This window comes from Asticcacaulis machinosus (genome assembly GCF_028550435.1).
Lineage (GTDB): Bacteria > Pseudomonadota > Alphaproteobacteria > Caulobacterales > Caulobacteraceae > Asticcacaulis > Asticcacaulis machinosus.
In genome coordinates this window covers 787,157-812,982 of the sequence record NZ_JAQQKV010000001.1, presented here as the reverse complement: position 1 = coordinate 812,982, position 25,826 = coordinate 787,157, and the positions used below count along the sequence as shown (strand labels likewise).

Annotated in this window: 22 protein-coding genes; 10 read left to right on the top strand and 12 right to left on the bottom strand. The window is 56.6% G+C overall.

What is annotated here, in order from left to right:
- Positions 1-166: 166 nt before the first annotated feature.
- On the top strand, positions 167-508 hold the full coding sequence (locus tag PQU98_RS03850; protein ID WP_272743560.1) for a hypothetical protein: 342 nt from the start codon (positions 167-169) through the stop codon (positions 506-508).
- Here the strand turns inward: PQU98_RS03850 and PQU98_RS03845 are convergent.
- A complete protein-coding gene (locus PQU98_RS03845; protein WP_272743559.1) occupies positions 498-1,256 on the bottom strand; it encodes an NAD kinase in 759 nt (252 codons plus the stop codon). The two genes, PQU98_RS03850 and PQU98_RS03845, sit on opposite strands and share 11 nt — an antisense overlap.
- A gap of 72 nt (positions 1,257-1,328) precedes the next feature.
- Complete coding sequence (locus PQU98_RS03840) at positions 1,329-2,384, bottom strand: DUF2336 domain-containing protein (protein ID WP_272743558.1); 1,056 nt, start codon at positions 2,382-2,384, stop codon at positions 1,329-1,331.
- 194 nt (positions 2,385-2,578) lie between these two features.
- Between PQU98_RS03840 and PQU98_RS03835 the strand changes: the two genes are divergently transcribed.
- On the top strand, positions 2,579-3,904 hold the full coding sequence (locus PQU98_RS03835) for a hypothetical protein (protein ID WP_272743557.1): 1,326 nt from the start codon (positions 2,579-2,581) through the stop codon (positions 3,902-3,904).
- 13 nt (positions 3,905-3,917) lie between these two features.
- Here the strand turns inward: PQU98_RS03835 and PQU98_RS03830 are convergent, their stop codons facing one another.
- Entirely contained in the window at positions 3,918-4,970 is a 1,053-nt protein-coding gene (locus PQU98_RS03830; RefSeq protein ID WP_272743556.1) for a phytase, read from the bottom strand.
- A 258-nt stretch (positions 4,971-5,228) separates the two neighbouring features.
- Between PQU98_RS03830 and PQU98_RS03825 the strand changes: the two genes are divergently transcribed.
- Positions 5,229-7,925 carry a TonB-dependent receptor gene (locus PQU98_RS03825; protein WP_272743555.1) on the top strand — a complete coding sequence of 899 codons (2,697 nt, stop codon included), beginning with the start codon at positions 5,229-5,231 and terminating at the stop codon, positions 7,923-7,925.
- 51 nt (positions 7,926-7,976) lie between these two features.
- On the opposite strand, the gene PQU98_RS03820 is transcribed toward PQU98_RS03825, so the two are convergent.
- The 4 genes from PQU98_RS03820 to PQU98_RS03805 all read right to left on the bottom strand — a co-directional run bounded on the left by PQU98_RS03820 (position 7,977) and on the right by PQU98_RS03805 (position 11,065).
- Entirely contained in the window at positions 7,977-9,344 is a 1,368-nt protein-coding gene (locus PQU98_RS03820) for an ATP-binding protein (RefSeq protein WP_272743554.1), read from the bottom strand.
- A 13-nt stretch (positions 9,345-9,357) separates the two neighbouring features.
- Positions 9,358-10,056, bottom strand: a complete 699-nt coding sequence (locus PQU98_RS03815; RefSeq protein ID WP_272743553.1) for a response regulator — start codon at positions 10,054-10,056, stop codon at positions 9,358-9,360.
- Between the two features lie 128 nt (positions 10,057-10,184).
- The gene (locus tag PQU98_RS03810; protein ID WP_272743552.1) at positions 10,185-10,718 is read right to left on the bottom strand and encodes a rhodanese-like domain-containing protein; all 534 of its coding nucleotides are present in this window, start codon (positions 10,716-10,718) and stop codon (positions 10,185-10,187) included.
- A 35-nt stretch (positions 10,719-10,753) separates the two neighbouring features.
- A complete protein-coding gene (locus PQU98_RS03805; RefSeq protein ID WP_272743550.1) occupies positions 10,754-11,065 on the bottom strand; it encodes an ArsR/SmtB family transcription factor in 312 nt (103 codons plus the stop codon).
- A 95-nt stretch (positions 11,066-11,160) separates the two neighbouring features.
- Between PQU98_RS03805 and PQU98_RS03800 the strand changes: the two genes are divergently transcribed.
- Positions 11,161-11,517 (top strand): carboxymuconolactone decarboxylase family protein, encoded by a 357-nt coding sequence (locus tag PQU98_RS03800; protein ID WP_272743549.1) that lies wholly within the window; start codon positions 11,161-11,163, stop codon positions 11,515-11,517.
- Between the two features lie 69 nt (positions 11,518-11,586).
- On the opposite strand, the gene PQU98_RS03795 is transcribed toward PQU98_RS03800, so the two are convergent.
- On the bottom strand, positions 11,587-13,260 hold the full coding sequence (locus tag PQU98_RS03795; protein WP_272743548.1) for a methyl-accepting chemotaxis protein: 1,674 nt from the start codon (positions 13,258-13,260) through the stop codon (positions 11,587-11,589).
- Between the two features lie 206 nt (positions 13,261-13,466).
- Here PQU98_RS03795 and PQU98_RS03790 point away from each other — a divergent pair, with 206 nt between their 5' ends.
- From PQU98_RS03790 to PQU98_RS03775, 4 genes are all read left to right on the top strand, one after another.
- On the top strand, positions 13,467-14,576 hold the full coding sequence (locus tag PQU98_RS03790; protein ID WP_272743547.1) for an S-(hydroxymethyl)glutathione dehydrogenase/class III alcohol dehydrogenase: 1,110 nt from the start codon (positions 13,467-13,469) through the stop codon (positions 14,574-14,576).
- Positions 14,577-14,602: 26 nt separating this feature from the next.
- Positions 14,603-15,367 (top strand): GNAT family N-acetyltransferase, encoded by a 765-nt coding sequence (locus tag PQU98_RS03785; protein WP_272743546.1) that lies wholly within the window; start codon positions 14,603-14,605, stop codon positions 15,365-15,367.
- 1 nt (position 15,368) lies between these two features.
- A complete protein-coding gene (gene fghA, locus PQU98_RS03780; protein ID WP_272743545.1) occupies positions 15,369-16,208 on the top strand; it encodes an S-formylglutathione hydrolase in 840 nt (279 codons plus the stop codon).
- A 121-nt stretch (positions 16,209-16,329) separates the two neighbouring features.
- Positions 16,330-17,622 (top strand): hemolysin family protein, encoded by a 1,293-nt coding sequence (locus PQU98_RS03775; RefSeq protein ID WP_272743544.1) that lies wholly within the window; start codon positions 16,330-16,332, stop codon positions 17,620-17,622.
- 111 nt (positions 17,623-17,733) lie between these two features.
- On the opposite strand, the gene PQU98_RS03770 is transcribed toward PQU98_RS03775, so the two are convergent.
- Together PQU98_RS03770 and PQU98_RS03765 are read right to left on the bottom strand one after the other, a co-directional pair.
- Positions 17,734-18,249: a TIGR00645 family protein gene (locus PQU98_RS03770; protein WP_272743543.1), complete on the bottom strand. Its 516-nt coding sequence runs from the start codon at positions 18,247-18,249 to the stop codon at positions 17,734-17,736.
- Positions 18,250-18,347: 98 nt separating this feature from the next.
- The gene (locus PQU98_RS03765) at positions 18,348-20,426 is read right to left on the bottom strand and encodes a methyl-accepting chemotaxis protein (RefSeq protein ID WP_272743542.1); all 2,079 of its coding nucleotides are present in this window, start codon (positions 20,424-20,426) and stop codon (positions 18,348-18,350) included.
- Positions 20,427-20,679: 253 nt separating this feature from the next.
- Here PQU98_RS03765 and rpsD point away from each other — a divergent pair, with 253 nt between their 5' ends.
- On the top strand, positions 20,680-21,297 hold the full coding sequence (rpsD, locus tag PQU98_RS03760; protein ID WP_272743541.1) for a 30S ribosomal protein S4: 618 nt from the start codon (positions 20,680-20,682) through the stop codon (positions 21,295-21,297).
- Positions 21,298-21,353: 56 nt separating this feature from the next.
- On the opposite strand, the gene PQU98_RS03755 is transcribed toward rpsD, so the two are convergent.
- Complete coding sequence (locus PQU98_RS03755; protein WP_272743540.1) at positions 21,354-22,976, bottom strand: tetratricopeptide repeat protein; 1,623 nt, start codon at positions 22,974-22,976, stop codon at positions 21,354-21,356.
- 404 nt (positions 22,977-23,380) lie between these two features.
- On the opposite strand from PQU98_RS03755, the gene PQU98_RS03750 reads away from it, so the two are divergent.
- Complete coding sequence (locus PQU98_RS03750) at positions 23,381-25,444, top strand: acyltransferase family protein (protein WP_272743539.1); 2,064 nt, start codon at positions 23,381-23,383, stop codon at positions 25,442-25,444.
- Between the two features lie 36 nt (positions 25,445-25,480).
- Here the strand turns inward: PQU98_RS03750 and grxD are convergent, their stop codons facing one another.
- Positions 25,481-25,822 carry a Grx4 family monothiol glutaredoxin gene (grxD, locus tag PQU98_RS03745; protein ID WP_272743538.1) on the bottom strand — a complete coding sequence of 114 codons (342 nt, stop codon included), beginning with the start codon at positions 25,820-25,822 and terminating at the stop codon, positions 25,481-25,483.
- Positions 25,823-25,826: the final 4 nt, after the last annotated feature.

Sequence of the window (25,826 nt, the reverse complement as noted above, 5' to 3'; positions counted from 1 at the left end):
ATGAGATATCTCTTACTTATACCTCCCCGGCGTGCCGGGGAGGGGGACCGCACGAGCCGAAGGCGAGATGTGGTGGTGGGGGCTCTTTTACTACTCGAAGACAAGTTGAATCTGCCTTGCCTCCCCATCTTCGATCGGGAGGCTGTCCGAGCACTGGCCCGGCCGCTTGAGCCAGATTGCATGGTTTTGCATGATGAACTACTGTATTAATACCGTAGAGCATATGCCCATGTATTTTATTGTCTCTGTAATTTCTATTGCCGTGTTTGGTTACACATTTGCATATTCCGCCTGGTGGTTTTACCGAGGCATGCGGGATGGTGAAACTATGGAAATGCCGCCCCGAAATATGTTTCCGTTCCATAAAATCTCGCAACCACCCACGACTATCAAAAGAGATGGTGATGAGGGGCTTGGCTTCTACATAGCCATGACCTTTCACGCCTTCGTCATGATCGCAATCGGCGTTTTGGGATTATTCTGGCTAATCGGTGCCCTTACGCCGTAAACATTTCCGCCAGCACGCGCTCGTCAAAGCCCTTGCCCGCATCGAACAGGATGGTGGCCGAGATGTCGCGGCATTCCTCGATCTGCACATCCCGAACATGACGGACTTCGAAAGTGTCCGCTGATGCGCTGACCGGGCGCTTATCGCCTTCAAGTACCTCAAAGCGCACGCGTTTTGTGTGGGGCAGGACCGCGCCACGCCAGCGCCGGGGGCGAAAGGCGCTGATAGGGGTGAGCGCCAAAGCCTGCGCCGTCAGGGGCAGAATCGGGCCGTGGGCCGAGAGGTTATAGGCCGTCGATCCTGCCGGCGTGGCCAAAAGGCAGCCATCGCAGATCAGTTCTTCGAGCCGCGCCTTATCATCAACCAGAATGCGCAGCTTGGCGCTCTGGTGGGTTTGGCGCAGCAGGGAGACTTCGTTGAGCGCCAGAGCTTCAAAGCTTTCGCCGTCACGATTGGTGGCCCGCATCCGCAAGGGATGAATGAGGGTCCGCTCGGCGGCATAGATACGCTGAACCAGATCGTCTTCGCCGTACTCATTGAGCAGAAACCCGACCGAACCGCGGTTCATGCCAAAGATCGGCACGCTGTCGCCCAAATGCTCATGCAGACATTCAAGCAGGAACCCGTCACCACCCAGCGCCACCACCACATCGGGGCTGTCGCTTGAGCCATACCGTTCAATCAGCCGGTCGCGCGCGCTTTGGGCCTCTGGCCGTTCGGACGCTTTAAAAGCCAGTTTAAGGGGCATCTTTGGTAACCATTAGCGCGCGGGGTGGGCGGCCTTATACGCTGATATTTCAGGAAATCAAAGCGTTATAGCTTAGCCCAATATGGCCTGAAGCTTTTCCCGCGCCATCGCCGGGGGCAGATCAAACACCGGCCGAGCCAGCAGGTGATGGGCACTGGTCACCTTCGGGCGCTGGTTGTTCAGGCGCTGGATCTGCTCCAGCACAGTACCAAAGGCGGCGCGGTCAATGCCAAGCGCAGTCATCGACAGCGCCAGTGTCACGCAGCTTTGGCCGTTCAGGCTGTCACGCAGCTTTGCGCTATTAAGGTTCAGCTTGCGGCCCATGCCTTCGAGAAAGGCGTCAAGCTGGCCGACATTGAGCAGGTTCAGCAGCAGGCCATTGGTCAGGGAAGACAGTTTCAATTCGGCAACCGCCTGCGCCGAGGTGGCCGTAGCGGTAGGGACGGCCAGATACGGAAAGCGCGCGGTTAAGGCGTCGCGTAAGGCCGGGCCGACCGAGGCCATCAGGGCCTTGGCATGGGCCTCGGTAAACAGCGGATGGCGGATCAGGGCCCCGCGCAGGGCGGCATGGCCTTGGGCCAGCTGGCACAGGCTCTGGATATCCTCCGGCTCAAAGCGTGCAGAGGCGTTATTCAGCAACGCCATCTGAACCAGATACGGCGGCAGATTGATAATCGCCTTGACCAGATTGTTCGATAGGCCGGGGCGGCGGGCAATGGCGATCTGATGGGCTTCGGATTGGTTGTTCAGCAGGTTGAACAGGGCCGCATCGCTGAGCGGGGCCTGTTGCAGCATGGCCTGACTGACCTCAGCGGGCAGGGCGCACAGTTCAAGCCGTGCCGCTTCGGGCAGCCACGGCGCGTCGATCAGTTGCGCAATTCGCGCCCTTTGTTCGCGGCTCTCGCTTTTACGGAGGGTGTCGATCAGCAGGCGGGTAAAATGATCAAGGTCACCGGAGGGGCGCGCCTCTCTTGCCGTCGGGGGAACCGGGGCCGGGGCGTCTGGGATACGGCTGACGGTTTGAGTGGCGGTCTTTAAGGCTTCCAGCAGGCTGACATAGCTGTCCCGATCGCGACCGCCAAGGGGGGCGCGTTCAGGCGGCGATGATTTTACAGCGGGTTGAGCCAAGGCACCGTCCGAATCAAGAAGTTCGAATAGGCTCAACAGTGACAAAACAGGGTGAACGATTGCTTAATTTTTACGCTAATGCAGAATTTCGAGGGGTGCGCACGGATTGTATACATTTTTGCAGCGCTATTAATCTTGTTTCAACAGTGTGACCTTAAATTGGTCAGATAAGTAAACAGGAACCGCAGGGCGCAATGTCCCAGACTTCCGAAGGTGTAACAACAGCCACGGTTTCGTCCCTTACGGGGACGGAGCGTGAGATTATGGTACTTGAGCGCGACGATGCGGTTGAGATCATCGAACGTCTGCGTGAAACCCATCATGATCAGCGTGGTCGGGCGTTTTTACTGAATATCACACCGCTTATACTGCGCATGGGCGCACGCTGGGAGGCTAAGCGCGAAGTGGTGTTTGAGCATCTGAAGACCGGGTTTGAGCGGCGGTTTCCTGAGCCCAACTGGTGCATTGCCGTATCCGAAAACACCTGGCTGGCGGTCTTGCCGACCGAAGCGTCGCGCAAAGGCGCCATGTCGGTGGTTGATATGTGGCTGGATCTGGGGAACTTTTTTGTGGGCGACCTGAGCGACGCAGATGTCCCCCTCTATGCCGTTGAGGCCTATGATGTCGATAAGTTTGCGATTGCGCGTATCCGTATGAATACCTTTTTTGAACGCGACGAAGAAGAAGCTCACTCCGTCAGGGCGCGGCCCGGCGCTATGCCCGAAGCGGCGGAAAAGCGCACCGAGGCCAGCCCGCAGATGGCGGCCATCCAGCGTCCGGTGATTGTGGCGCAGTCGGTTGCCTATGCCGGGCGCACGGTCAGGGTGGCGTCCTCGGCAGAGCCTTTGTTTGAGATGCGTAAGATGGTGATGATCGGTCACCGCCTTGAGGCGATGGTTATTGAGGGCAGCGAGAACACCCTGCTGGATCGTAAGGCGCTGGCCAATATGGACTGGAACCTGCGCGAACAGGTCGATGTCGCCAATATCGAACAGGGCATCAAGCTGATCCGCCTGAAAGAACCTGACGCCCGTAAGATGCTGATGGTTGTGCCTGCGGCCTTTTCGACCTTTGCCTCGAACCGTGCGCGGGCGCGTATCACACAGGAAGTGTCAAAAGCGGCGGCTGAGATGAATCTGAAGGTGCTGTTTGAGGTGCGCGGCCTCGATGGTGTGCCGCCGCACCGGATTTTAGAGATTGTCTCCCTGATCAAGCCGTTCTGCATGACGGTGGTGGGCTCTGTGTCGGCCGATCGCAAATCCATTGCCGCCCTGCATAAGTGCGGCCTGTCGGGTGTGTGCGTCGAATATGACGGCGTCAAACGCGAAGACGCTGCGCTCAACGACTATCTGAGTGCGCTGAGCACGGCCGCCAAGGCTTCGGCGGGGGCCTGCATGGTGCAGGGTTTTGATAACTATCGTCAGATGGCGGTGGCGCGGATGGCCGGTGTCACCCACGCCTCGATCAAGGCGACCGCCATGATGAGCGCCAAGGTGTCGGATCAGCCGGCCACGGCTTAGTTTTTTTGACGCCTCACTGAATATTCAGAGCCGTCTTGACGTTATTCCAGTCCACGATCTTGAAGTTCTGCTTCATGCGCGTGGTGGAGGCGGCTTCGCCGTCGGAGTCAACATCGTCCTGCATGACGACAATGCCGTTGGGGTAGGGGCCGACCGGCCCGCCGCGAGCAGCGACGCCATCGGTTCCGGTAACCGCATCAATACCGTTGCCGGCCATGACCGAGAAGCGGCCCTTATAAACCGGATCGGCATTAACCTGCCACACGGCAAAGGCTGAGTCGCCCTGAGAGGAGGCAATCAGATAGGTCGCCTCTCCTTCGCGCAGCAGGGTCAGGCCTTCAACATCGGGTTTCAGAATATCGGATGGGGCGGGGGCAAAATGGACGCGGGTAGCATTGGAAGCCGCGCGCACATCATAGCGCCAGATGCCTTTGGCTTCTTCGCCGATATAGAGCGCGCCGGTCTTCGCATCGATGACGCAGCCTTCGGATTGGGAGCCAACCTCAAAGCGCTGGGTGTCCATGACCGAATAGCCGCCGACATCGTTCAGGCGGGCCACCGCGACATCGCCGCGTTGACCAACCACGACGACGACTGGGCTGATCTTGTCGCCGAAATTGACGGCGGCCATGCAGAAGCCATAGGCCTCAGAGGTGGCTAAGCTGACAAAGCCGAGGTTACGCAGCTTAAGATCTTTGTCGAAGCCGAACAGGGCGACACCGTTTTTGACGCGATCCGACGCGCCGATCAGGGCCTGACCGTCCATCTCCAGCAGGTCGACATTGTTGAGCGGGCCGGTCGGCGCAAAGTCACGGACGCTGCCGTCGATGTTATAGACATAAAGTCCGGCTTTCTTGTCCGTGCCCAGAATGACCGGGGTTTCAGGGCGGTAAGGGCTGACATAGACTTCGGGGTCATCGGCGGCATCGGCAGCCCCTGTGCCGACGGCGATAGTCTCTCCTGAGGCCAGTACCGGCGTACCTGTGCCCTGCGTCATTTTCTTGGAGTCGGAAATCAGTTCAGAGTGGATGCAGCCTGATAGAGCGATCGCTGAAAGTCCTGCCATCAATACTGTCTTGAATTTGTCATGAAACTGTAAAAAAAGCATCTCAAAGTCTCCGCGTCAGAATTTAATATGCCTCATAGCAGTTATTTTTCAAAACGCATGTGCAAAATTAAACTCTATTATTAAGTGTTTAAATGGCGAATGTATCTGGTAATTTGGCAACAGTTGTTGTTTCAGGCTATCGATGTTCTGGTTTGTTATAAAACTGTCATGGCCTGGCGCTACCTGCCCCGCTGTATATTTCATTGAGGGGCACTCATGTTCACCACCTTTAAAAACCGCAACCTTATGGCTGTGACGCTTCTGGCCACCACCGCGCTGGCCAGCACGCTGACGGTTGCAACCGCTTCGGCTGATGCTGCTGCTGACGAGGATGTCACGGAAGTCACCGTCACGGGCCGTCGCCCGATCGCGGAGTCGGAAGCTTCAGCGCTGAAAGCGCAACGCGCCTCTGACTCGCTGGTCAGCATCATTGCCGCCGATGACGTCGGCGACCTGCCTGACCAGAACATCGCCTTCGCTGTTGGTCGACTGCCGGGTGTTGCCATTGAACGCGATCAGGGGCAGGCCCGCTATGTCAACCTGCGTGGTGCGCCGAACTACTGGACGACCTTGTCGTTCGACGGCCTGTCGGTGGTCTCTCCCGAAGGCCGCGCCTCGCGCTTCGACAACATCCCATCGGCCATTGCCTCGCAAATCAGCGTGCAAAAGGCGCTGGTGCCGTCCATGCCGGGCGATGCCGTTGCCGGTAATGTCGATATCCGCACCCGTCGCGCCTTTGATTACAATGGTCAGAAGATCACCGGTAAGCTGGCTGCCGGCCGCGTTGAACTGGGCGAAGGCAATGAATACGACTCGTCGCTGGTCTATTCCAACATCTTCCTCGACGGCAAACTGGGCGTTGTCGTTCAGGGGTCGTACTATAAGCGTGAAATGGCCACGGAAAACTGGGAAACCGATCCCTATCTGACGGTCAATGCGGCCGACATCCGCAAGCGTTTCGCCCAGGAAACCAAGAACAAGCACTACCGTCTGATCCGTGAAAACTATTCGGCCTCGACCCGTCTGGACTATAAGTTCAACGACAATCATCAGGTCTTTTTCTCGACCATCAACACTGTGTTTCATGACGACGAGCTGCGCGACCAGTTCATCTTCCAATTGAACCAAGGCACTAATGCTGCCGGTCAGAGCTACACGTCAACCAATTTCGTCACCGGCAACGACCCGAAGTTCGGCACGGTCTATGGTGCGCGCATTTCGGCCCGCGTGACTTACCGCGACAACGACGACCGTATGTCGACCAATACCTTTGGTGGTGAGCACAAATTCGGTAAGCTCGACGCATCATGGCGCCTGAACTACACTTGGGCTGACAACACCGGGGATAACCCATTGGAAATTCGCTTCCAGAGCCCCTCGACCTTTACCGCTCGCCCAACGGTTGTTTATGACTTCCGTGATGGTGACAGCAATATTGCGACTCTGTATCGTACAACCGGCACAACTTCGGCCCGTACTCAGGGCGCGCAGGTTCAGAACGTCGAAGACTTTGCGATGCCGATGAGCCAGGCCACCCGTCAGAACGCCTCCGAGACCACCGAAGCCTACACGGCCAAGGTTGATTTCGATTATGAAACTGAACTGTTCGGCCGTGAGACCAAGATCGAGTTCGGCGGCCTTTACACCATGCGGGAAAAGAAGAACGAAGTTTTCAACGGCACGGGGGCCCTGTCGACAACCGCCACCTACAGCTCGATCGCTCAAAACGGCGATTATCTGGGTGAGCAGCGTCTGGGTTACACCTTCCGCTACACCGACCGCCAAAAGGCCTATGACCTGCTCAACAGTTCGGCAGGCGCTAACAATCTGGTTTATTCGATCCCTGATTACTGGAACGTCGGTGAAGATATCGCCGCCGGTTATCTGATGGCCACCACTCAGTTCGACTGGGGTAATGTGGTTTACGGTGCCCGTGTCGAGCAGATCAAAAACACCGGTAAAGCCTATGTCGATTTTGACACCTCTTCGGCGTTGAACTACCGTCTGGTTGAAACCGAAAGCGATGAAACTCTGTTCTACCCGAGCATTCATCTGAACTGGAACGTTTCAGACGATCTTAAGGCGCGCTTTGGCGTCACCACCTCGGCGTCGCGCGCAGATTATGACGATATGCGCCCGAACTTCACCATCGATGACACGCTGGACGAAATCACGGGCGGCAACCCTGACGCCAAGCCGGAAAAGCAGGTCGGCTTCGACGCTTATCTGGAATGGTATCAGCCCAACACCTTTATTTCGGCAGGCTTGTTCTATAAGGACATTACCGATGTCCTTCTGCGTCGCAAGGTAACTTTTGGTCGTACCGATCTGAACACCCCGGGCTTTGACCGTTCGACCTACGGCTACAATACCGTTGACAATGGCGGTGACGGCTATCTGCAAGGCGCCGAGATCTATTACTCCGGCAATATTTCGCCGTGGGTTCAGGATGCGGGCCTGCCGACCTGGATGGAAGGCTTTGGCGCCAAGGCGTCGGCAACCTTCACCCAGTCGGAAGTCAAGCTTCTGGCAGTCGGCACGTCTCCTGCCCGGAATATCAACGTTCAGGGCTCGTCCGATGCGATCTATAATGTTCAGGCGACCTATGAAAAGTACGGCCTGACCGTGCGTCTGGCCTATCAGTACCGCACACCGTGGGGTCAGTCGGTCGGTGATTACACGACGGTCGGTGGCGCACTTGTGCCGTCTGGCAATGGCGATATCTTCTGGGATGCCGACGAAGAAGTCGATTTCTCGGCCCGCTATCAGGTCAACAAGAACTTTGAAGTCTTCTTCGACGGTTCCAACCTGACCAATCAAGGTGCCAAGCGCTATGCCGACTCGGTTGGCAATCCGATTGAGTTTGAGAAGTTCGGACGCCGCTTCGTTGGCGGGGTGCGCTTTAACTTCTAAGTGTGTCTTGATCATCTGATAAAGCGCCTGCCCGAAACGGCAGGCGCTTTTTTATGCCACCGGCAACCGGATATCGGCCCGAAGCCCGCCCAGCGGGCTTTGGTCCAGCACCAGTTCGCCGCCGTGGCCACGGATGATGTCCTGTGCAATCGACAGCCCAAGGCCCACACCCTTGATGTTCTGGTTGCGGGCGGCATCCAGGCGTGAAAAGGCCTTCATGGCGTCGTCACGCTTATCAGGCGCAATGCCGGGGCCGTCGTCATCAACATAGATATGCAGGACGCGGGTGGTATTGGCTCTGGTTTCGATCTCTGCGCTGACCGCCACGGTTTTGGCGTGGTGAAAGCCGTTCATGATCAGATTGGTCAGGGCGCGCTGAAGGCCCATTTCACGGGCCGACAGGGTGACATCTTCGCCAAGCAGCGACACAGCCAGCTTATGACCTGAGCGTTCGATACTGTCATTTAGGGTGGTCAGCAGGCTATTGATCGAGACATCATCCTGCGTGTCCTGCATCTCACCGCGGGCAAAGGCCAGATATTCGTCGATCATATAGGCCATTTCCGATACGTCCTGCTTCATGCGCTCGGTCGCGGTGTCCTGCGGGGCCATAGCCAGTTCGAGCTTGAGCCGGGTCAGTGGCGTTCTCAGGTCGTGGGAGACGGACGCCAGCAAGGTTGTGCGCTGTTCGATGTGGCGCTGGATGCGGGCCTTCATCTTAAGGAAGGCGTGGGCGGCGGCGCGCACCTCAGCCGCCCCATAGGGTTTAAAGCCCGGATCATCCTCACCCTTGCCAAAGGCTTCGGCGGCGTGGGACAGGCGCTCAATGGCGCGGACCTGATTGCGGATAAACAGGATGGAGATGGTCGTCAGAATAAAGGTCGCCCCGCCCATCCACAGGATAAAGATATGGGCACGCGTCGCAAAGGCGCGTTCACGGGGGGCGATAACGCGCATGACCCCGCCATCGACCTGAACGCGGATATCGACGGCGCCGGCATAACGGGTCGTGTCGAACCAGAACGGATCGTCAAGCTGGGTTTGTAAAGCGCGCTTGAGCGAGCGATCTAGCGCTGCCCATGGGTTAGGCCGCTTACCTTCGGGCAGGGTCTTGTGCGGCTGATAAACGATCGACAACTGCATGGCCTTTTGGGCCTGTTCGGAGATGCGTGTCATGTTTTGCGTGGTCGGGTCGGCTTCATAGGCATCTACGGCCCAGACAATATCACCGACCAGTCCCTCCGACAGACGCGCCGTAACGGTTTCCCAGTGCATGTCAAAAAACGCCCAGGTCACGGCAAACTGCATGAGACCTATAGGCAGGACAATGATCAGCAGGGCGCGCCCCCATAAGGTCTTGGGGATGCTCCGTTTGATGAACTTTGGCCACAGGCTGATTTTGGGCAGGCGCAAGCGCATTAAGGCTTTTCCATTAATCCGGGGCCAGCATGTAGCCCTTACCGCGCACGGTTTGCAGGTAGCGCGGGTTTTTCGGATCGTTTTCAATCTTGCGGCGCAGGCGGGTGACCTGAACATCGACCGCGCGCCCAGTGGTATCGACGCTGTCCTTGGCCAGTTCCATGCGGTCGACCGGCACATTGGCCCGCTCGGCCAGATATTTCAGCAGTTGGGCCTCGGCTTCGGTCAGGCGCACCAGAGACCCGCCCTTAGTCAGTTCGGAGCGCTCAAGATCAAAGGTAAAGGCGCCGATGTGGATTTCACGCGGCAGAGCGGGTTTCACACCGGTACGACGCAGGATGGCTTCGATCCGCAACAACAGTTCCTGTGGCTCGAAAGGTTTGGACAGATAATCATCGGCCCCCAGCGACAGGCCCATGATCCGGTCATCGGGCAGGCCGCGCGCCGTCAGGATCAGGATCGGCACATTGGAATTGGCGCGCACCCACTTTGACAGCGAAAAGCCGTCTTCGCCCGGCATCATGACGTCCAGAATCAACAGGTCGAAATCCAGAAGCTGCAACATGCGCTTGGCGGCGTCGGCATGGGCGGCAGCCGTGACACGAAAGCCCTGCCGGGACAGGAATTCCTTGAGCAGGGTGCGGATGCGGTCATCGTCATCGACGACCAGCAGATGGCGGGCGGTGGCTTCGGAGGTTGGCGCGGGACTCAAAGGTTTTGTCCTCTCTGTTATCGTAGAGCGTATATTCAAAGTATAGACATGACCAATCAGTTAAAAATGTAAAGCCTGTTACGCGCCCGCCTCTGAAATGCTCACTCAACAGTGATTACCAAAGATTATCAGGTGGGCTTTGGGCGGTTCCACGGCATGTGCGCCAGAACTCTGGCCAGACCGCAGATGCCGGTCAGACCCGCAAAGGTCAGGCCCGCGCCGAAAAAGGCTGCGCCCCAGATAAACAGAGGATTTACAAAGGCACTCAGTAAGGTGAACGCCAAAATCCCCAGCCCGATCGTAAGTTGCGTCTGGCGATCCAGCGGCAAGGTGCGGCGGGGGCTTAGCTTTTCGGTGGCAAAGCCCGCCGCCGACCACGCGCCGATACCGCCGTCCAGATTATGTATCTCCAGATCAGGATAAAGCTGGCTTAAGGTCTGGCAAGCCGACTGACCGCGCCCGCCCTTAAGGCAGTGAACCGCAAGGATGCGACCATTCATATCGGGCAGGGGCGTGGTGCCCAGAGCGCCGAGCGGAATCAGGTGGGCTCCGGCAATGTGTTCGGCGGCATATTCAGAAGGTTCGCGTACATCAATCAGAATGGCTTCATTATGGTTGAGCCATTGTTTTAGCGTTAGGGCGTCAACAGATTTTACAGACATGTTTCACTCAATTTATTAGTAATATCTAATTTATATCAGGCTTGGCAATAAATCAGATAAAGGGTGGACAACAGGGCGGTGACCTTGGGGTTAGCCAGGCGGTAATAGACCATCTGCCCCTGTTTTTCGGCCTCTATCAGACCTTGTGCGCGCATCTTGGCCAGGTGCTGAGAGAGTGCTGACTGAGAAAGTTTAATATTTTCATTTATTTCTCCGACAGATTTCCTCTGATCAATAAGCTGGCACAGGATGAGCAGGCGATGCCGGTTGGCCAAAAGTTTGAGCATGGCCTCGGCTTCAGCGGCATTGCGTTCCAGAACGTCGGCGGGGGTGTCGGGTGTGGGCATAAAATTATTTGTCCTTGTGGCCTTGCAAATATATTAGCATTATCTAATTTATTCAAGAGCCAATGATGGCGAAATTTTATTGAGGTCTAAAACACATGACAAAATCCTATCCCGACATCACGCGTCGTATTTCAGCGAATATGAAGACCCTGCGTCGCGATATTCCTGAGACAATGGCGGGCTTTTCTGCTCTGGCGCAGGCGGCGACCAAAGACGGTGCGCTGGATAAGAAAACCAAGGAGTTGATTGCGCTGGCCATTGGCGTATCGACGCGTTGCGACGGCTGCATAGGCTTTCACAGCGAAGCACTGGTTCGGCTGGGCGCAAGCAAGGCCGAGGTTGAGGAAGCGCTCGGCATGGCCATCTATATGGGCGGCGGCCCGTCGCTGATGTATGCGGCTGATGCCATTGCTGCCTTTGAGCAGTTTATGCCGGCAGCCCAAACGGCTTGAACTTTGGATCAGGCATGAAAAAAGCCGCCGGTGTGACACTGGCGGCTTTTTATTGAGGTGTTTAGAGGTTTATGCGGCACGCAGGCGGGTCACGAAGCTGACCACTTCGGCCTGAAGGTCTTCTGAGCGGCCTTCGAGATCGGACGACAGGCTGAGCAGCGACTGTGCCGCTTCGCCGGTCGATTGGGCCGCGCGGCCGACGCCGGTGATGTGGCCGGTCACGTCGCGGGTGCCAGAAGCCGCCAGGTTGGTGTTATTGGCGATTTCATTGGTCGCGGCCCCTTGCTGTTCAACCGAGGCGGCGATCGATGAGGTCAACTGACCGATCGTTTCAATGGTGCGGACAATGGCGTCGATCGAGCCCACGGTGATGGTGGTTGCCGACTGGATTTCCGAGATCTTGGTGCGGATATCGTCGGTCGCCTTGGCGGTTTGCTGGGCCAGTTGCTTGACCTCGGAGGCCACAACCGCAAAGCCTTTGCCAGCCTCGCCGGCGCGGGCCGACTCGATGGTGGCGTTGAGCGCCAGAAGGTTGGTCTGGGCGGCGATGGCCTGGATCAGGTTGATAACCTCACCGATTTCATTGGCGGCGACCTGAAGGGTCTGGATGGCCTGCTCGGTCTTCTGGGCCTCATCGACGGCCAGACGGGTAACCTCAGAGGTGCGGATGACCTGCTGGTTGATTTCACCAACACTGGCCGACAATTCTTCGGTAGCGGCAGCGACGTTCTGGACGTTGTTGGCGGCTTCGATCGCGGCCGAGGACACAGACGCCGCACGGTGGTTGGTATCGTCTGCCGTTTCCGACAGGCCGCGGGCGGCATCGGCCACAGTGCGCGACGAGTTGATAAAGCGGGTCGCCAGGTCTCCCATATGCTTTTCAAACTCGGAGGCGATCCGGTTACGTTCCTGCATCAGCTCAGTGTAGGCGCGTTTTTCGGCCAGTTGTTGTTCGCCCTTGAGCGCCTCGGCTTCGGCGGCGCGGTCACGCAGGACGCGTATGGAGCGCCACAGGCTGGAAATTTCGTCCTTGCCCTTGGCTTCGGGGATAACCGTGTCGTAAGCACCGTCAGAGATTTTGGTGACGCTGCCGGTGACGTTTTGCAGCGGGCGGGATATCGAATTAATGGCCACCCACAAAGAGGCGCAGACCAGAGCAATGATGCCCGATGCCGCCATCAGCAGAAACAGCATGGCGCGGGTGTCGTTATATTTGTTGATCGCGGTTTCGGAGTGATCAAGATCAGCGCGGATGGTCTTGACCATCGCGTCAATCTCTTGCTGGAATGCCTTGCGGTTTTCACGGTTGGCGTCGTTATTGCCCATGACATTGGCATCCTGCGGTGACACGTCACGGCCGAGGCGGGCGACTTCGCGGCGGAAGGTATTGAATTCCTGCGCGCGGGCTTCAACCTTGGCGAATTCCGGCAGTTCATTGGCGCCAAGGGAGGCTTTCCACGTCGTCAGCATACCCATCATTTCATCAAGGTTTTTGTCGATGCCATCGGCGAATTTCTTGGCGCCATCAATGTCGCTGGCCATATAGACGCCGCGTGATTCCATCACAACGGCGGTCACGATGCGGTTCAGACGTTCACCATTATAGGCGTTTTCATAGGCGCTGCCGTAGTCATCGATCATTTTATCATAGTCACCGATGGTGATCAGGCCAAGGCCGGTGATAGCGCTGGCCATCAGCGCGAACGCAGCAACCAGGGCGAGAATTCTGGACTTTATAGTCATGGGTGTATTCCGGTTAAGCGAAACTCTGAGACCTCCGAACATAGTCAATTATCGTTAACAAAAGCTGATTTTTGACCATCACGTTCAGTTGTGTGGGTAGGTCAATATTTTGATTTCATTGGAAAATAATTTCAAATATAAACGCTGGCATCGGGCATGTGACATGTTACCATGTCCATTAGTTTATGCCCCTAAAAGGATACCACATGAAGACCCGTGCCGCCGTTGCCTTTGAAGCCAAAAAGCCCTTGGAAATCGTGGAGGTTGATCTCGAAGGGCCCAAATTCGGTGAGGTTCTGGTCGAGATCAAGGCGACCGGCATTTGTCATACAGATGCCTACACTCTGGATGGTCTGGATTCGGAAGGACTGTTCCCCTCGATCCTCGGTCACGAAGGTGCCGGCGTGGTGGTGGAGGTCGGGCCGGGCGTCGTTTCCTTAAAGCCGGGTGACCATGTTATCCCGCTTTACACGCCGGAATGCCGCCAATGTAAGTCGTGCCTGTCGCGCAAGACGAATCTGTGCACGGCGATTCGTGCAACTCAGGGTAAGGGCCTGATGCCGGACGGTACGTCGCGGTTTTCCTACAAAGGTCAGGCCATCCACCACTATATGGGCTGCTCGACCTTCGCCAATCACACCGTCATGCCGGAAATCGCTCTGGCCAAGATTCGTCCTGACGCGCCGTTTGATAAGGTCTGTTATATCGGCTGCGGGGTCACGACCGGGGTTGGGGCGGTGACCAACACGGCTCAGGTTGAGCCGGGCGCCAATGCGGTGGTGTTTGGTCTGGGCGGGATCGGGCTTAATGTCATTCAGGGCCTGAAGATGGTTGGGGCTGATAAGATCGTCGGCGTCGATATCAATGACGACAAGGCCGAATGGGGTCGGCGCTTTGGCATGACCCACTTCGTCAACCCTAAGAAAATTGACGGCGATATCGTGGCTCATCTGGTCGAACTGACCGGCGGCGGGGCGGACTATACCTTTGACTGCACCGGTAATGTCGATGTCATGCGTCAGGCGCTGGAAGCGTGCCACCGCGGCTGGGGCGAGAGCATCATTATCGGGGTTGCCCCATCCGGCGCTGAGATCAAGACCCGTCCGTTCCAGTTGGTGACGGGGCGTGTCTGGAAAGGCTCGGCCTTTGGCGGGGCGCGCGGGCGCACAGACGTGCCGAAGATTGTTGACTGGTACATGGATGGCAAGATCGAGATCGATCCGATGATCACCCACATCCTGCCTTTAGAGAAAATCAATGATGCCTTTGATTTGATGCACCGTGGCGAAAGCATCCGTTCTGTCGTAGTCTTTTAAGCAGTTAAGGGAATCGACACACGAACATGACCGACGACGACGACGATATTGTGGATGCCCACGAATTTCACTGCGTGTTTTGCGGAGTGGCGATTGAGGATGAAAGCTCAGCCGTCATGCTGACCGCGACCTGGATGCCGCACTGGCGGGCCGATAAGTTTGCCCCGCTGGCGCAGGATTTCTGGGCCCATTCTGCCTGTCTTGAAAAGGGCTGGAAAGGCCAATGGCCGTGGGAGGAACATATCCTCTACGGCTTTGAGGCCGGGGCCGATAAGGAATACGCCCAGTCGCTGGAGATCAGTGTCGCTCGGCCCGAAGACCGCGAAGAGATCGAGGACATGCTGGAGACTGCCTTTGCCGAAGGTCTGCGGCGGTCATACGGTACGGATCTGGTCGATGCGGTCTTGCCGACCATCTCGAAAATCAACCCCAAGCTTTTGACCAGCGGGACGTTTTACGTGCTGGCCGACATGGACGGGCAGGTGGTGGCGTCGGGCGGCTGGACGCTGGATGATCCGATCACGGGTGAAGTCATTGAAGGCGTCGCTCATATTCGCCATTTCGCCGTTCACCCTGATTTTTCGGGTTTTGGTCTGGGGCGCAAGCTGTTCCGGCATTGCCGTAGCCTCATCAACAATGCCGGAGTGCGCGAAATCCGCTGCCTGTCGGGCCTGAATGCCGAGGCATTTTACGCCAAGCTGGGCTTTGAGCGGGCGGGCGCTATGGATATCGACCTGGGCGGGGTTCCCTTGCCTTCGGTTGATATGCGCCGGCCTGTGAAAGATAGTTAGAATGGAAGTCACGGCCCATCACCGCCTGTTTGGCGGCGATCTGAAATTTGTGCGTCATGATTCGGCGGCGACCGGCACATCTATGGCCTTGAGTGTGTTTACTCCCAAAGGTGAGGGGCCGCATCCGGTGCTGGTGTGGCTGTCGGGCCTGACCTGCACGGCCAATAATTTCACCGAAAAGGCCGGAGCCTATAAAAAGGCGGCTGAACTTGGGATGATTATTGTCGCCCCCGATACCTCCCCGCGCGGAGATGGGGTCGCGAATGATGACGGCTACGATCTGGGGCAGGGCGCGGGCTTTTATGTCGATGCCACCGAGGCGCCGTGGGGCCCGCATTTTCAGATGGAATCCTATGTCACCAAGGATGTACTGGCTTTAATTTCTGAGCATTTTCCGGCGGATATGACGCGTGTGGGCATCAGTGGCCATTCTATGGGCGGACATGGCGCGCTGACGCTAGCCATGAATCACCCGCATCATTTCAAGTCGGTGTCGGCCTTTGCGCCGATCGCTTCGCCCCTCAACTGCCCGTGGGGGCAAAAGGCATTGAGCGCCTATCTGGGCGATGACCAATCCGCGTGGCAGCGTCACGATGCCGCCGCGCTGATGGCCCAGGGGAAGGCGGCTCCCTTCGACGATATCCTTATTGATCAGGGGCTTGGCGATCAGTTTCTGGAAAGTCAGCTTAAGCCGCATCTGGTGGAAGCGGCGGCGGCCAGTGTGGGTCAGAAGATCACCGTGCGCCGCCACGTGGGCTATGACCACAGCTATTATTTTATCACAAGCTTCATCGATGATCATCTGGCGTTCCATGCCGCACGGTTGAAATCGAGAATCTGAAATAACGAAACTGTTAGCCGCCGTCCCCTGAAAATTTCAGGGTAATTTATTGCATCTGCTAAGCTTAATGACTACCATAACAGACGGAGCCGAATGAGGCTTCGTCTGGAATCCACTTTCAATGTTACTTTTTGCCTGTGCTGTTGTGCTGCTGCTGGTAGTGCTGAACGGCATATTTGCCATGTCCGAACTGGCCGTGGTGTCGTCCCGCCGTGCCAAACTCCAAAGCCGTGCCGACCGGGGTGATAAGGGGGCCAAGGCCGCCCTCAAACTGTCCGAAGATCCCACCCGTTTCCTGTCGGCCGTTCAGGTCGGCATCACCCTGATCGGTATTCTGGCCGGCGCCTATGGACAGGCGACGATCGCCAGCGAACTGGATAAGCTGCTGGAAACCAGTGTCCCAACCTTGGCGCCCTATTCCGAAGCCATAGCCACCGGTGTTGTGGTCGTTATGCTGACCTATCTGTCGCTGATCGTCGGCGAACTGGTGCCCAAGCGCATTGCCCTCATTTTCCCTGAAACGATCGCCGGTGTCGTGGCGCGGCCTTTGTCATTTCTGGCCGCAGCAATGGGGCCGTTCGTGTCGCTTTTGACCGGATCGACCATGCTGGTGCTGCGGGGGCTGGGCATCAAGGACGAAAAGGGCGAGACCATCACTCAGGAAGAGGTCGAAACCGCTCTGGCCGAAGGCATGGGGGCGGGGCTGATTGAACCTGCCGAGCAGCAGATGATGACCGAAGTGATGCGCCTGGGCGACCGGGTGGTGCGGGTGGCCATGACACCGCGCCCCGAAGTTTACTGGGTGTCGCTGGATGACCCCGAAGCGGTGGTGATCGATGATATCCGCGCCTGTCCCTATTCACGCTTTGTGGTGGTACGCGGGCAGGACTTTGAAAATCCGGTTGGTGTCGCTCATAAACGCGACATTGCCGATGCCTTTATGCGTGGGGAAAAATTTGATCTCGAAGCGCTGGTCCATGATCCGATCTTTATCCCGGATACGACATCGCTGCTGCACGCTCTGGAACTGTTTAAGTCGTCAAAGGTGCATATTGCCCTTGTGGTCAATGAGTTTGGCACCATCGAAGGGGTTCTGACCCCAACCGATTTGCTGGAAATGATCGCCGGTGATTTTGACGAGGCCCATGACGATGGCCGGTTGATGATCGTGCGCCGCGAGGACGGCTCGTTTCTGGTCGATGGCCGCGCTGATCTGATGGAACTGGGCGACGCCATTGGTGAAAACTTTGAATCCGGTGCGGGCTTTCACACGGTGGCCGGGCTCATTCTCAATGAACTGGGCCGCTTCCCGAAAGAGGGCGAAATCGTCCGGGTCGGGCCCTATGATGTCGAAATCATGGATATGGACGAACGGCGCATCGATAAGGTGCTGTTCCATCCGGAAAACCGATAAGGAAAATGCCAGCTGGCAAAAGCGCATTCTGAAACGCAGTTCGACGTAGTCAAAAGTGTAAGCGGTTTTCGGAAGTAAATGCGCGTCAAAGAAACCAGCGGGCTTTTTTTATCAGGTTTTCGGCAGGTCTTTTTTCTTGTCCATGATCCGTTCCAGAAAGCCCAGCAACAGCGCCGACACGACAAACGCCATATGCAGGATCACGATCCACATCACCTTGTCATTAGCGATGGTGTCGATGTTGAGGAATATCTGCAGCATATGGATCGACGAAATGGCAACGATTGAAGAGGCGACCTTGATTTTGAGCGATCCGGAATCAAGCTTACCCAGAAAGCTGACCTGTTCTTTATCGTCATGATCATCGCCGAACCGTGAGACAAAATTCTCATAGCTTGAGATCATGACCATAACGATCAGTGACGCCACCAGCGCCGCATCGATCAGGCCCAGCATGGCCAGTATCATCTGGTTTTCGGAATAGTCGAAAACGTGGAGCGCGACCTTGTAGAACTTCAGGCAGAACGACACCGCGTAAATCAGCAGCGAGGCCGACAGCCCTAATATGAAGATCACCAGTATCCAACGGCTGGATAAGATCAGGCGCTCAATCAGCCGTTCAAGCATACTTAGGGTTCCTTTGAATATGTCAACGCCCTGTCTTTTCCAGAAAAGACAGGGCGTTGGCAAATAACAAACACCGTGAGTAGGGCTGTAAGCTCACATCAGCCGTGGCGAACCTGCGCCACGAACTGCTGCACTTGTTGGCGCAGTGAGTCCGACTGGGTGACCAGATTATCCGCGGTCTCCAGTACCTGCGAGGAAGCATCTCCGGTTTCCTGAGTGGCGACCGAGATGGAATGGATGTGGCTGGCGACCTCATCCGTGCCTTTGGACGCTTCGTGGACGTTGCGGGCGATGTCGTCAGTGGCCGCCCCCTGCTGCTCCATCGCCGCCGAGATAGCGAGCGCGATATCGCTCATGTCGTGAATGACGTCGCGGATAGCGTGGATGGCCTCAACCGTGCCGCGGGTGGCGTTCTGGATGGCGTCGATCTGCTCGGAAATATCGTCCGTGGCCTTGGCAGTCTGGCTGGCCAGAGATTTGACCTCGGTGGCGACGACGGCAAAACCTTTGCCGGCATCACCGGCGCGGGCTGCTTCGATCGTGGCGTTGAGCGCCAGCAGATTGGTCTGCTGGGCGATGGCCTGAATGAAGTTGATGACTTCACCGACCTTTGAGGCGGCGGATTCCAGTTCCTGAATACGGGCGTCGGATTTGTTGGCTTCCTCGACCGCCTTGCGGGCAATGGCGCCGGACTGTTGTGCTTTCGAGGTGATCTCGTTGATCGAGGCGGTCAGTTCCTCAGACGCGGCGGCGACCGTGCGCACATTGGAGGCTGCTTCTTCGGTGGCCGAGGCGATAGTGATGGTCTGGCCCGACGCATTGGCGGCGATCATGTTAAGCGCTTCGGCCGAGTTTTTCATGTCGCGTGACGCCTGAGAGACCGTCTCGACGATCCCGCCGACCGCCGCCTCAAACTCCTGAGCCAGACGGGCCATGACGACTTTGCGCTCCTCTGAAGCCTGAGCCTGACGGCGGGTGTCTTCGTCGGCATCGGCACGCGCTTTCAGGCGCAGGCTTTCGCGGAAACCCATGACCGCCTTACCGATCAGGCCGATTTCATCGATGCGTTTGGCTTCGGGAACTTCGGCATTGTGGTCACCGGATGCCATGCGATCAAAGGTTTTGCCGAGGCCTTTGAGCGGTGAACCGACCAGACGGCTCAGCACAAAGAACAGGATCAGGGCGGCAATCACAATGCTGAGGGCCGACAGGGTCAGCATGGTGGTGTTGTTTTTATTGGCTTCGGCATTGAGCGTCGCGACCGGTACGGCCACAACCACAGCCCAGCGATCTTTCGTGCCGCCAGCCGATACCGGCAGGGCCAGATAGCGCCAGTCGCCGCCTGTGCCGGCGGCATCAATGGTGGCAGCCTTATTGCCAGCGATGGCGTCCGCAGCGGCGCGGGCCGCCGCAGGATCGACATCCTTCATCAGCTTGCCGGTCTTGGCCTCGTCCGGATAACTGACGGCGATGCCGGAATGGCTGACCAGGGTGACAAAGCCGGTGCCAAACGGCTTTACGGCGGCGATTTCCTTATTGAGGGTATCAAGGGCGATATCGACCCCTCCGGTGCCATAGAACTGACCATCGACCTTGATGGGGGCGCTAAACGTCATGATCAACATGTTCTTGCCGCCAACCGTATAGCTATAGGGCTCGATGGCGATCATGCGATCCTGTTGCTTGGGCAGCAGATAATAGTCGCCGGCGCCGGGTTTATCATAATCGACCAATGGTTCACGGATGGCCTGACCCGACCCGCGGTTCCAGTAAGGCACAAAACGGCCGGTGGCGTCATTGGTTGGTGTATTGGCAAATTCGGCGTCCTTGCCATCGAGTGCATTGGGCTCCCATCCTGACCACACGCCCAATAGATCCGGATTGGTCTCAAGGCCTGCCTTGAGCACGCCGTCATAGACCGCCCTGTCTGTCACCCCCTGCTGGCGGATGGCAGACAGGGCCGTGACGGTTTCCTGAGCGGTGCGCGCCGCCAGATCCAGCCGGTTCTGCACTCTGGCGGCCTGATTTTCGGCGGCCTGGGTTTGCAGGTTCTGGTTCTGGCTGGACAGGGTGGTGTTCGTCTGTTGGGAGATGAACAGGGTGCCAAGGCCAAAGACGACCGCGACGGTCAGCGCGCCAGCGCCGGCGATTTTGGCGGACAGGGAGCGAGAAAACATACAAAGCATCCGGGTTGTGATAAAGCTGTGTGTAAGTCTGTGGTGAATCCCTTGCGCAAAGGTTAACCATAATGGCTGCCGCTATGATGTTTTGATGACATCTGCGCCTTGACTCTTAAGGGTTTAACGGTCATAAGCGCCGCTTCAAATTCGGATACTGCCCGAGTTTAGTACGGATTGATCCTGCGCCGCCGTTGCAATCGTCTGAAACATAAGGGTTTCAGGCCGGTCAGGGTTTGATAAGGTCTAAGATATGTCTAAGCGCCATGCCGCTAAGTACAAACTCGACCGCGTCATGGGTGAAAACCTGTGGGGCCGTCCTAAGTCTCCCGTCAACAAGCGCTCCTATGGCCCCGGCCAGCACGGTCAGCGTCGCAAGCAAAAGATCTCCGATTTCGGGACCCAGCTTCGCGCCAAGCAAAAGTTGAAGGGTTACTACGGTAACATCACCGAAAAGCAATTCTCCAAGACCTACGAAGAGGCCGATCGCCGCAAGGGCAACACCTCGGAAAACCTGATCGCACTCCTCGAGTCGCGTCTGGACGCCGTGGTGTATCGCGCCAAGTTCGTGCCGACCGTTTGGGCGGCGCGTCAGTTCGTCAACCACGGCCACGTCCTGGTCAACGGCAAGAAGGTGAACATCGCCTCTTACCGCGTCAAGGTCGGCGACGTCGTTGAGGTGCGTGAGCGTTCGCGCAACATGGCTCTGGTTCTCGAAGCCCTGCAATCGCCTGAGCGCGATGTGCCGGACTACATCGAACTGGACGCCAAGGGTATGAAGGCTACCTACATCCGCATGCCGGAACTGTCGGAAGTCCCTTATCCGGTCAAGATGGAGCCGAACCTGGTCGTCGAATATTATTCGTCGTAAGGTTTTCCTTCGGGATAGAATTAAAAAGGCTCCGGAGTTTCCGGAGCCTTTTTTATTTAGCTTTCTTTGTGGGTGTCTTCCCAAACTTCATAGGCATCGACCTGTTTTATCACGGTCTCAACAGGTTGTTTGGCGGTTATAGAGTCCCGAAGGCTCGTCAGAAGTTTGAGACATTCAGGATCTTTTATCCGGGGTATGAGGTCCGCGATCAGTGCTGAGGCGGCTGTATAATCGCCGCGAAGGATCAAAAGCCGGATATAATATGTGTTGTACCGGCCATGCGTAAGCTCATAGGCCATTTTGGCGGCATTCAGGGCATTATCATCCGGGAAGCCCGGCTTGTTCTCATTGGCTTGAGCATAGTTATAAAGTACCAGAGCCGAGTTATCATTCAACTGGTAGGCCTTGCCCAATTCGCGCCGGGCATTGACGTAGGCTTTAGCCTTATCCGGCTGCGGGCCGTTTTGGGCCAGTTGCAGGTAGAGCCGCCCGAGCCAGTACTGAGCCTCGAAATTTTTAGGGTCAGCGGCTAAACGGGCGGTGAGTATGGGCAGCGCCACAGAGGGGGCGCCAAACAGGATCTCTGCCCTTGCGTGGGCCATTTGTGTCAGATCGTCGTTCGGACTCAACGGCGCCTGCTTACGGATACGTTTGAGGAGTTTTGCCCCATATTCTGCATCCGGGCAGGTCAGGGTCGCCGCATTCAGCAGCGGTAGCGGTTCCTTATAATCGGGCAGTTTCGTGACCGTAATCGCGACCTTGGTCTGCTCCAGTGAGGGCAGGGTATAGGCTGTGGCTGGAATGCCTTTCGTTTTATAGTCTTTCAGAACGGTTGAAAACGTTTCGGGGGTTATACCGGTGGTGCTGATGAAAGCCTCCAGCGGCGGTTTGCTTTTTGTCGCGTAGACGTCCAGAAAGGCTTTGAGTTTTGCGCGGCGATCCTTATCGCTCATCATATAGTGGGTAATGACCCAGTTTTGTAAGGTGAGCGCCTTTTCCTTTCTCTCAGCTACTGGTTTTTCGGCAATGATATCAGCAAAGTCCGAAAGATAACCACCGCCTGTAATGTCGGTTTCACGCTCGCCGTAAGTATAGGCATAGGCAATGCGCGGTTCAGGCCTGCCTATAATCACCCGGTTCTCATCAATGATGGTTGTCATCATGTACCAGTTGAGCCCGTTGGCCAGCCAGGCGGGCGGCCGGTAAGAAAAATGCTGAAGCAACCGTGTCCGGTTAAGTGAAAACAGCATGTAGCCAAGGTCGAGGTCGAGCCCCTGAATCAGTTCGCCGCCCATGGCGCTTTCATTATTGGTGTTGACTTCTTTGGTGGAGAAGAACTGATCGCCTTCTTCGCAGACATAATATGGATTGAAGCTGTTCGGTTTCGTGTCGGGCCGCACGATACGGTAATCATTCACATACCGCATCAGATAGAAGACGGTTTTGTCTTGCTGGGGCAGGGGCGCGTCACCCAGATCAATGTAAAACAGATCGCTTATGTACTGAAACGACTCCAGTTTTTGAATATATTCGCGTGTCTGAGCCTCTGTGACATCACTGTAGACTATGAAATTAGGGCTTTCGACGCGTAGCCAACCGGCGGCCTGAGTGGGGACTGCCACCAGCAGCGTAACCAAAGTCATGACCACGGATATGGCCATCCGTTGTAATAATCTCATTTAATCCCCCAATCGGATGTTGATCGCAACATCCCTTTCCCATCGGTCAACGATGAAGATTGATCTCAATAATGTCAATTGTGCCGGTATGGTTATAGTCATGCAAAAACGTAGTCGATATGACTTTTTTCTATCCACAGGCGATAAAGTCGTGTATCCATAAGGCTCTGCGATTTTATGGTTAATGTGGCGTTGCGTATTTGTACGGTAGCATAACGCTTATGGCGGGCCCAAAGGGCCAGCCGGGCGCGCAAGGCAGAAACTTTTAATCCGCGCGCTTTTTGAGGGGCCGTTCGCATTTTGAACGGTATCGGGGAAACGAACAGCACTGGCTTTTGACTAATGCACGGGCAGAAAACCCGGGTGGCGCATGTGCGTCGCTGCAGCAGTTCGTGAGGCAGGCTTTGAGGTACGTACAAGACAAGTACAGGCCCGAAATAGACGGGCTGCGCGCACTGGCACTGTTGCCGGTCATGCTAAGTCATGCCGGTTTTTCAATGTTTTCAGGTGGTTTCGTCGGTGTTGACGTGTTTTTCGTCATCAGCGGATACCTGATCACGCGCATACTGGCTGATGAAATCGGGCAAGGCCGGTTCTCGTTGCTCAGGTTTTATGAGCGGCGGGTGCGACGCATCGCGCCGGCGCTGATCCTTGTCATGGCGGTATCGATCCCGTTTGCATGGTTCACCATGCTGCCCGAAGAGTTTCGCGATTTCGGCCAGAGTCTGGTTGCGGTCAACCTGTTTCTGTCGAACGTGTTTTTTCTGGGCGAAAGCGGTTATTTCGAAGGCGCCTCGGAATACAAACCCTTCCTCCATACCTGGTCTCTGGCGGTCGAAGAGCAGTTTTATGTCCTGTTTCCGCTGTTGTTGTTTGCGGTATGGACGTACGCCCGCCGCTATTTGATGGCGATCTTCGGCGGGATTGCGCTCATCAGCCTGATCTGGGCGGAATACAATTGGCGCCATGATCCTAACGCTACCTTTTACCTGCTGACAAGCCGGGCGTGGGAATTACTGGCGGGCGCGCTTCTGGCGATTTGGCTCCACAATGACCGACATGAAACCGTCCACCCGCCGGTCATGGAGCGCCTGCTCGGCCTGCTGAGCCGGGCGGAAGTTCATCAGATACTGTCTATGGCAGGGCTGATCATGATCATTGCGCCGGTTCTGGTGATTGAACACTTTATTCCCTGGCCTGGCCTGATGACGCTCATTCCGGTCAGCGGGGCCATGCTGATCATTGGATGTGCGCGGCAAGGCACATGGGCATACTGGGTTTTGACCCAGCCTTATCTGGTCGGTATCGGCCTGATCAGTTACAGCGCCTATTTGTGGCATCAGCCGGTATTTGTGTTTGCGCGTCTGCTGTCGCCGGACGGCGTATCGCCGGGTGGGTATATTCTGCTGATAGTGTTTTCGCTGGGGCTGGCTTACCTGACCTGGCGCTATATCGAGCAACCCTTTCGTAAGGGGCTCAAACTGCCAAAATATCAGCTATTTGCCGGTGCCGCGGCCTGTGCAGTGGGGCTGGTGGCGGTGGGCCTGACCCTGCATATCACCGGTGGACTGCCTCAGCGCCTGACGGCCGAAGAGCGCATGATCTCGGCGGGCAACGAATATACCAGCCCCTATGGCAAGGATTGCCTGAACCAGATACCGACCTCGTTCGACAGCTACTGTCGGTTTGGCGACACGTCGGGCCGCACGGTGGCGGTGGTCGGCGACAGCATGTCGACCGAGGTGTCATGGAAACTGGCCGAACACCTGACCGGGCAACCGATCGGTATGCAGCAGTTTACCTGGACCGGTTGCCCGCCGTTTGCGGGGCTTATCCGTCGCGAAGACCCTGAGCCGTGTGCCCAGTTTCACACCAAGGCCCATCAGTATATTCTGGACTCGAAAAACATCGATACCGTCATCGTCGTCTCGAACTGGGCCGACTATTTTAGCTGCCCGCAGGCCCGCCAATGCTACACCTCGGCGGAGCGGCCGGAACTGGTACGCGGCCGTCGGGAACCGGAACGGGAAGCGGCCATTGCCGCGGTTATGGACCGTGAGTTTGATGCCTATCTTAAGGCCGGTAAGAAGATCATCGTGGTCTATCCCATCCCGCAGATGAGCCACCATGTGCCGCGTTACATGTTCTCATCGATCAAGAGTGCGCGCCGTAATCATGATCTGCCCAACCTGTCGCTTGAGGATCATCTTAAGCGCACGCGGGTGGCGCGTAATCTGCTGGATCGCCAAAGCGCCAAGGCGGGGGTCATGTATTACGATCCGGCGCAAAGGCTCTGTTCAGTCACGGCCTCCGGCTGTGCGTCGGAAAAAGGCGGGAAGCCGCTTTATTATGATAATCTGCACCTGAATGGCTATGGTGCCGATTTCCTGTCGTCTGATATCGTCCAGATGCTGGGGGTGGGGCTGCGCGTACAGATCCCTACGCACGAGACACAAAAAAAGACCTGAGTTTACTCAGGCCTTTTCCAAGAATAAGTGGCGAGATTAAGCCGCGACAATACCTTTGTCGGTCAGCAGTTGTTTCAGTTCGCCCGACTGAAACATTTCGCGCACGATGTCAGCACCGCCCACGAACTCTTCGGCGACATAAAGTTGAGGGATGGTCGGCCAGTCGGTATAGGCCTTAATGCCTTCGCGCAGGTCTTCGTCCTGAAGCACGTCAACGCCGGCAAACTCTACGCCCAGATGGTCGAGCACCTGCACGACCAGTGACGAGAACCCGCAGCGCGGCGCATCGGGTGTGCCCTTCATGAACAGGACGACAGGATTGTTCTTGATCGTCGTCTCAATAAACTGGTGGGCTTCGGTGTTGATGTCTGTGCTCACGGTA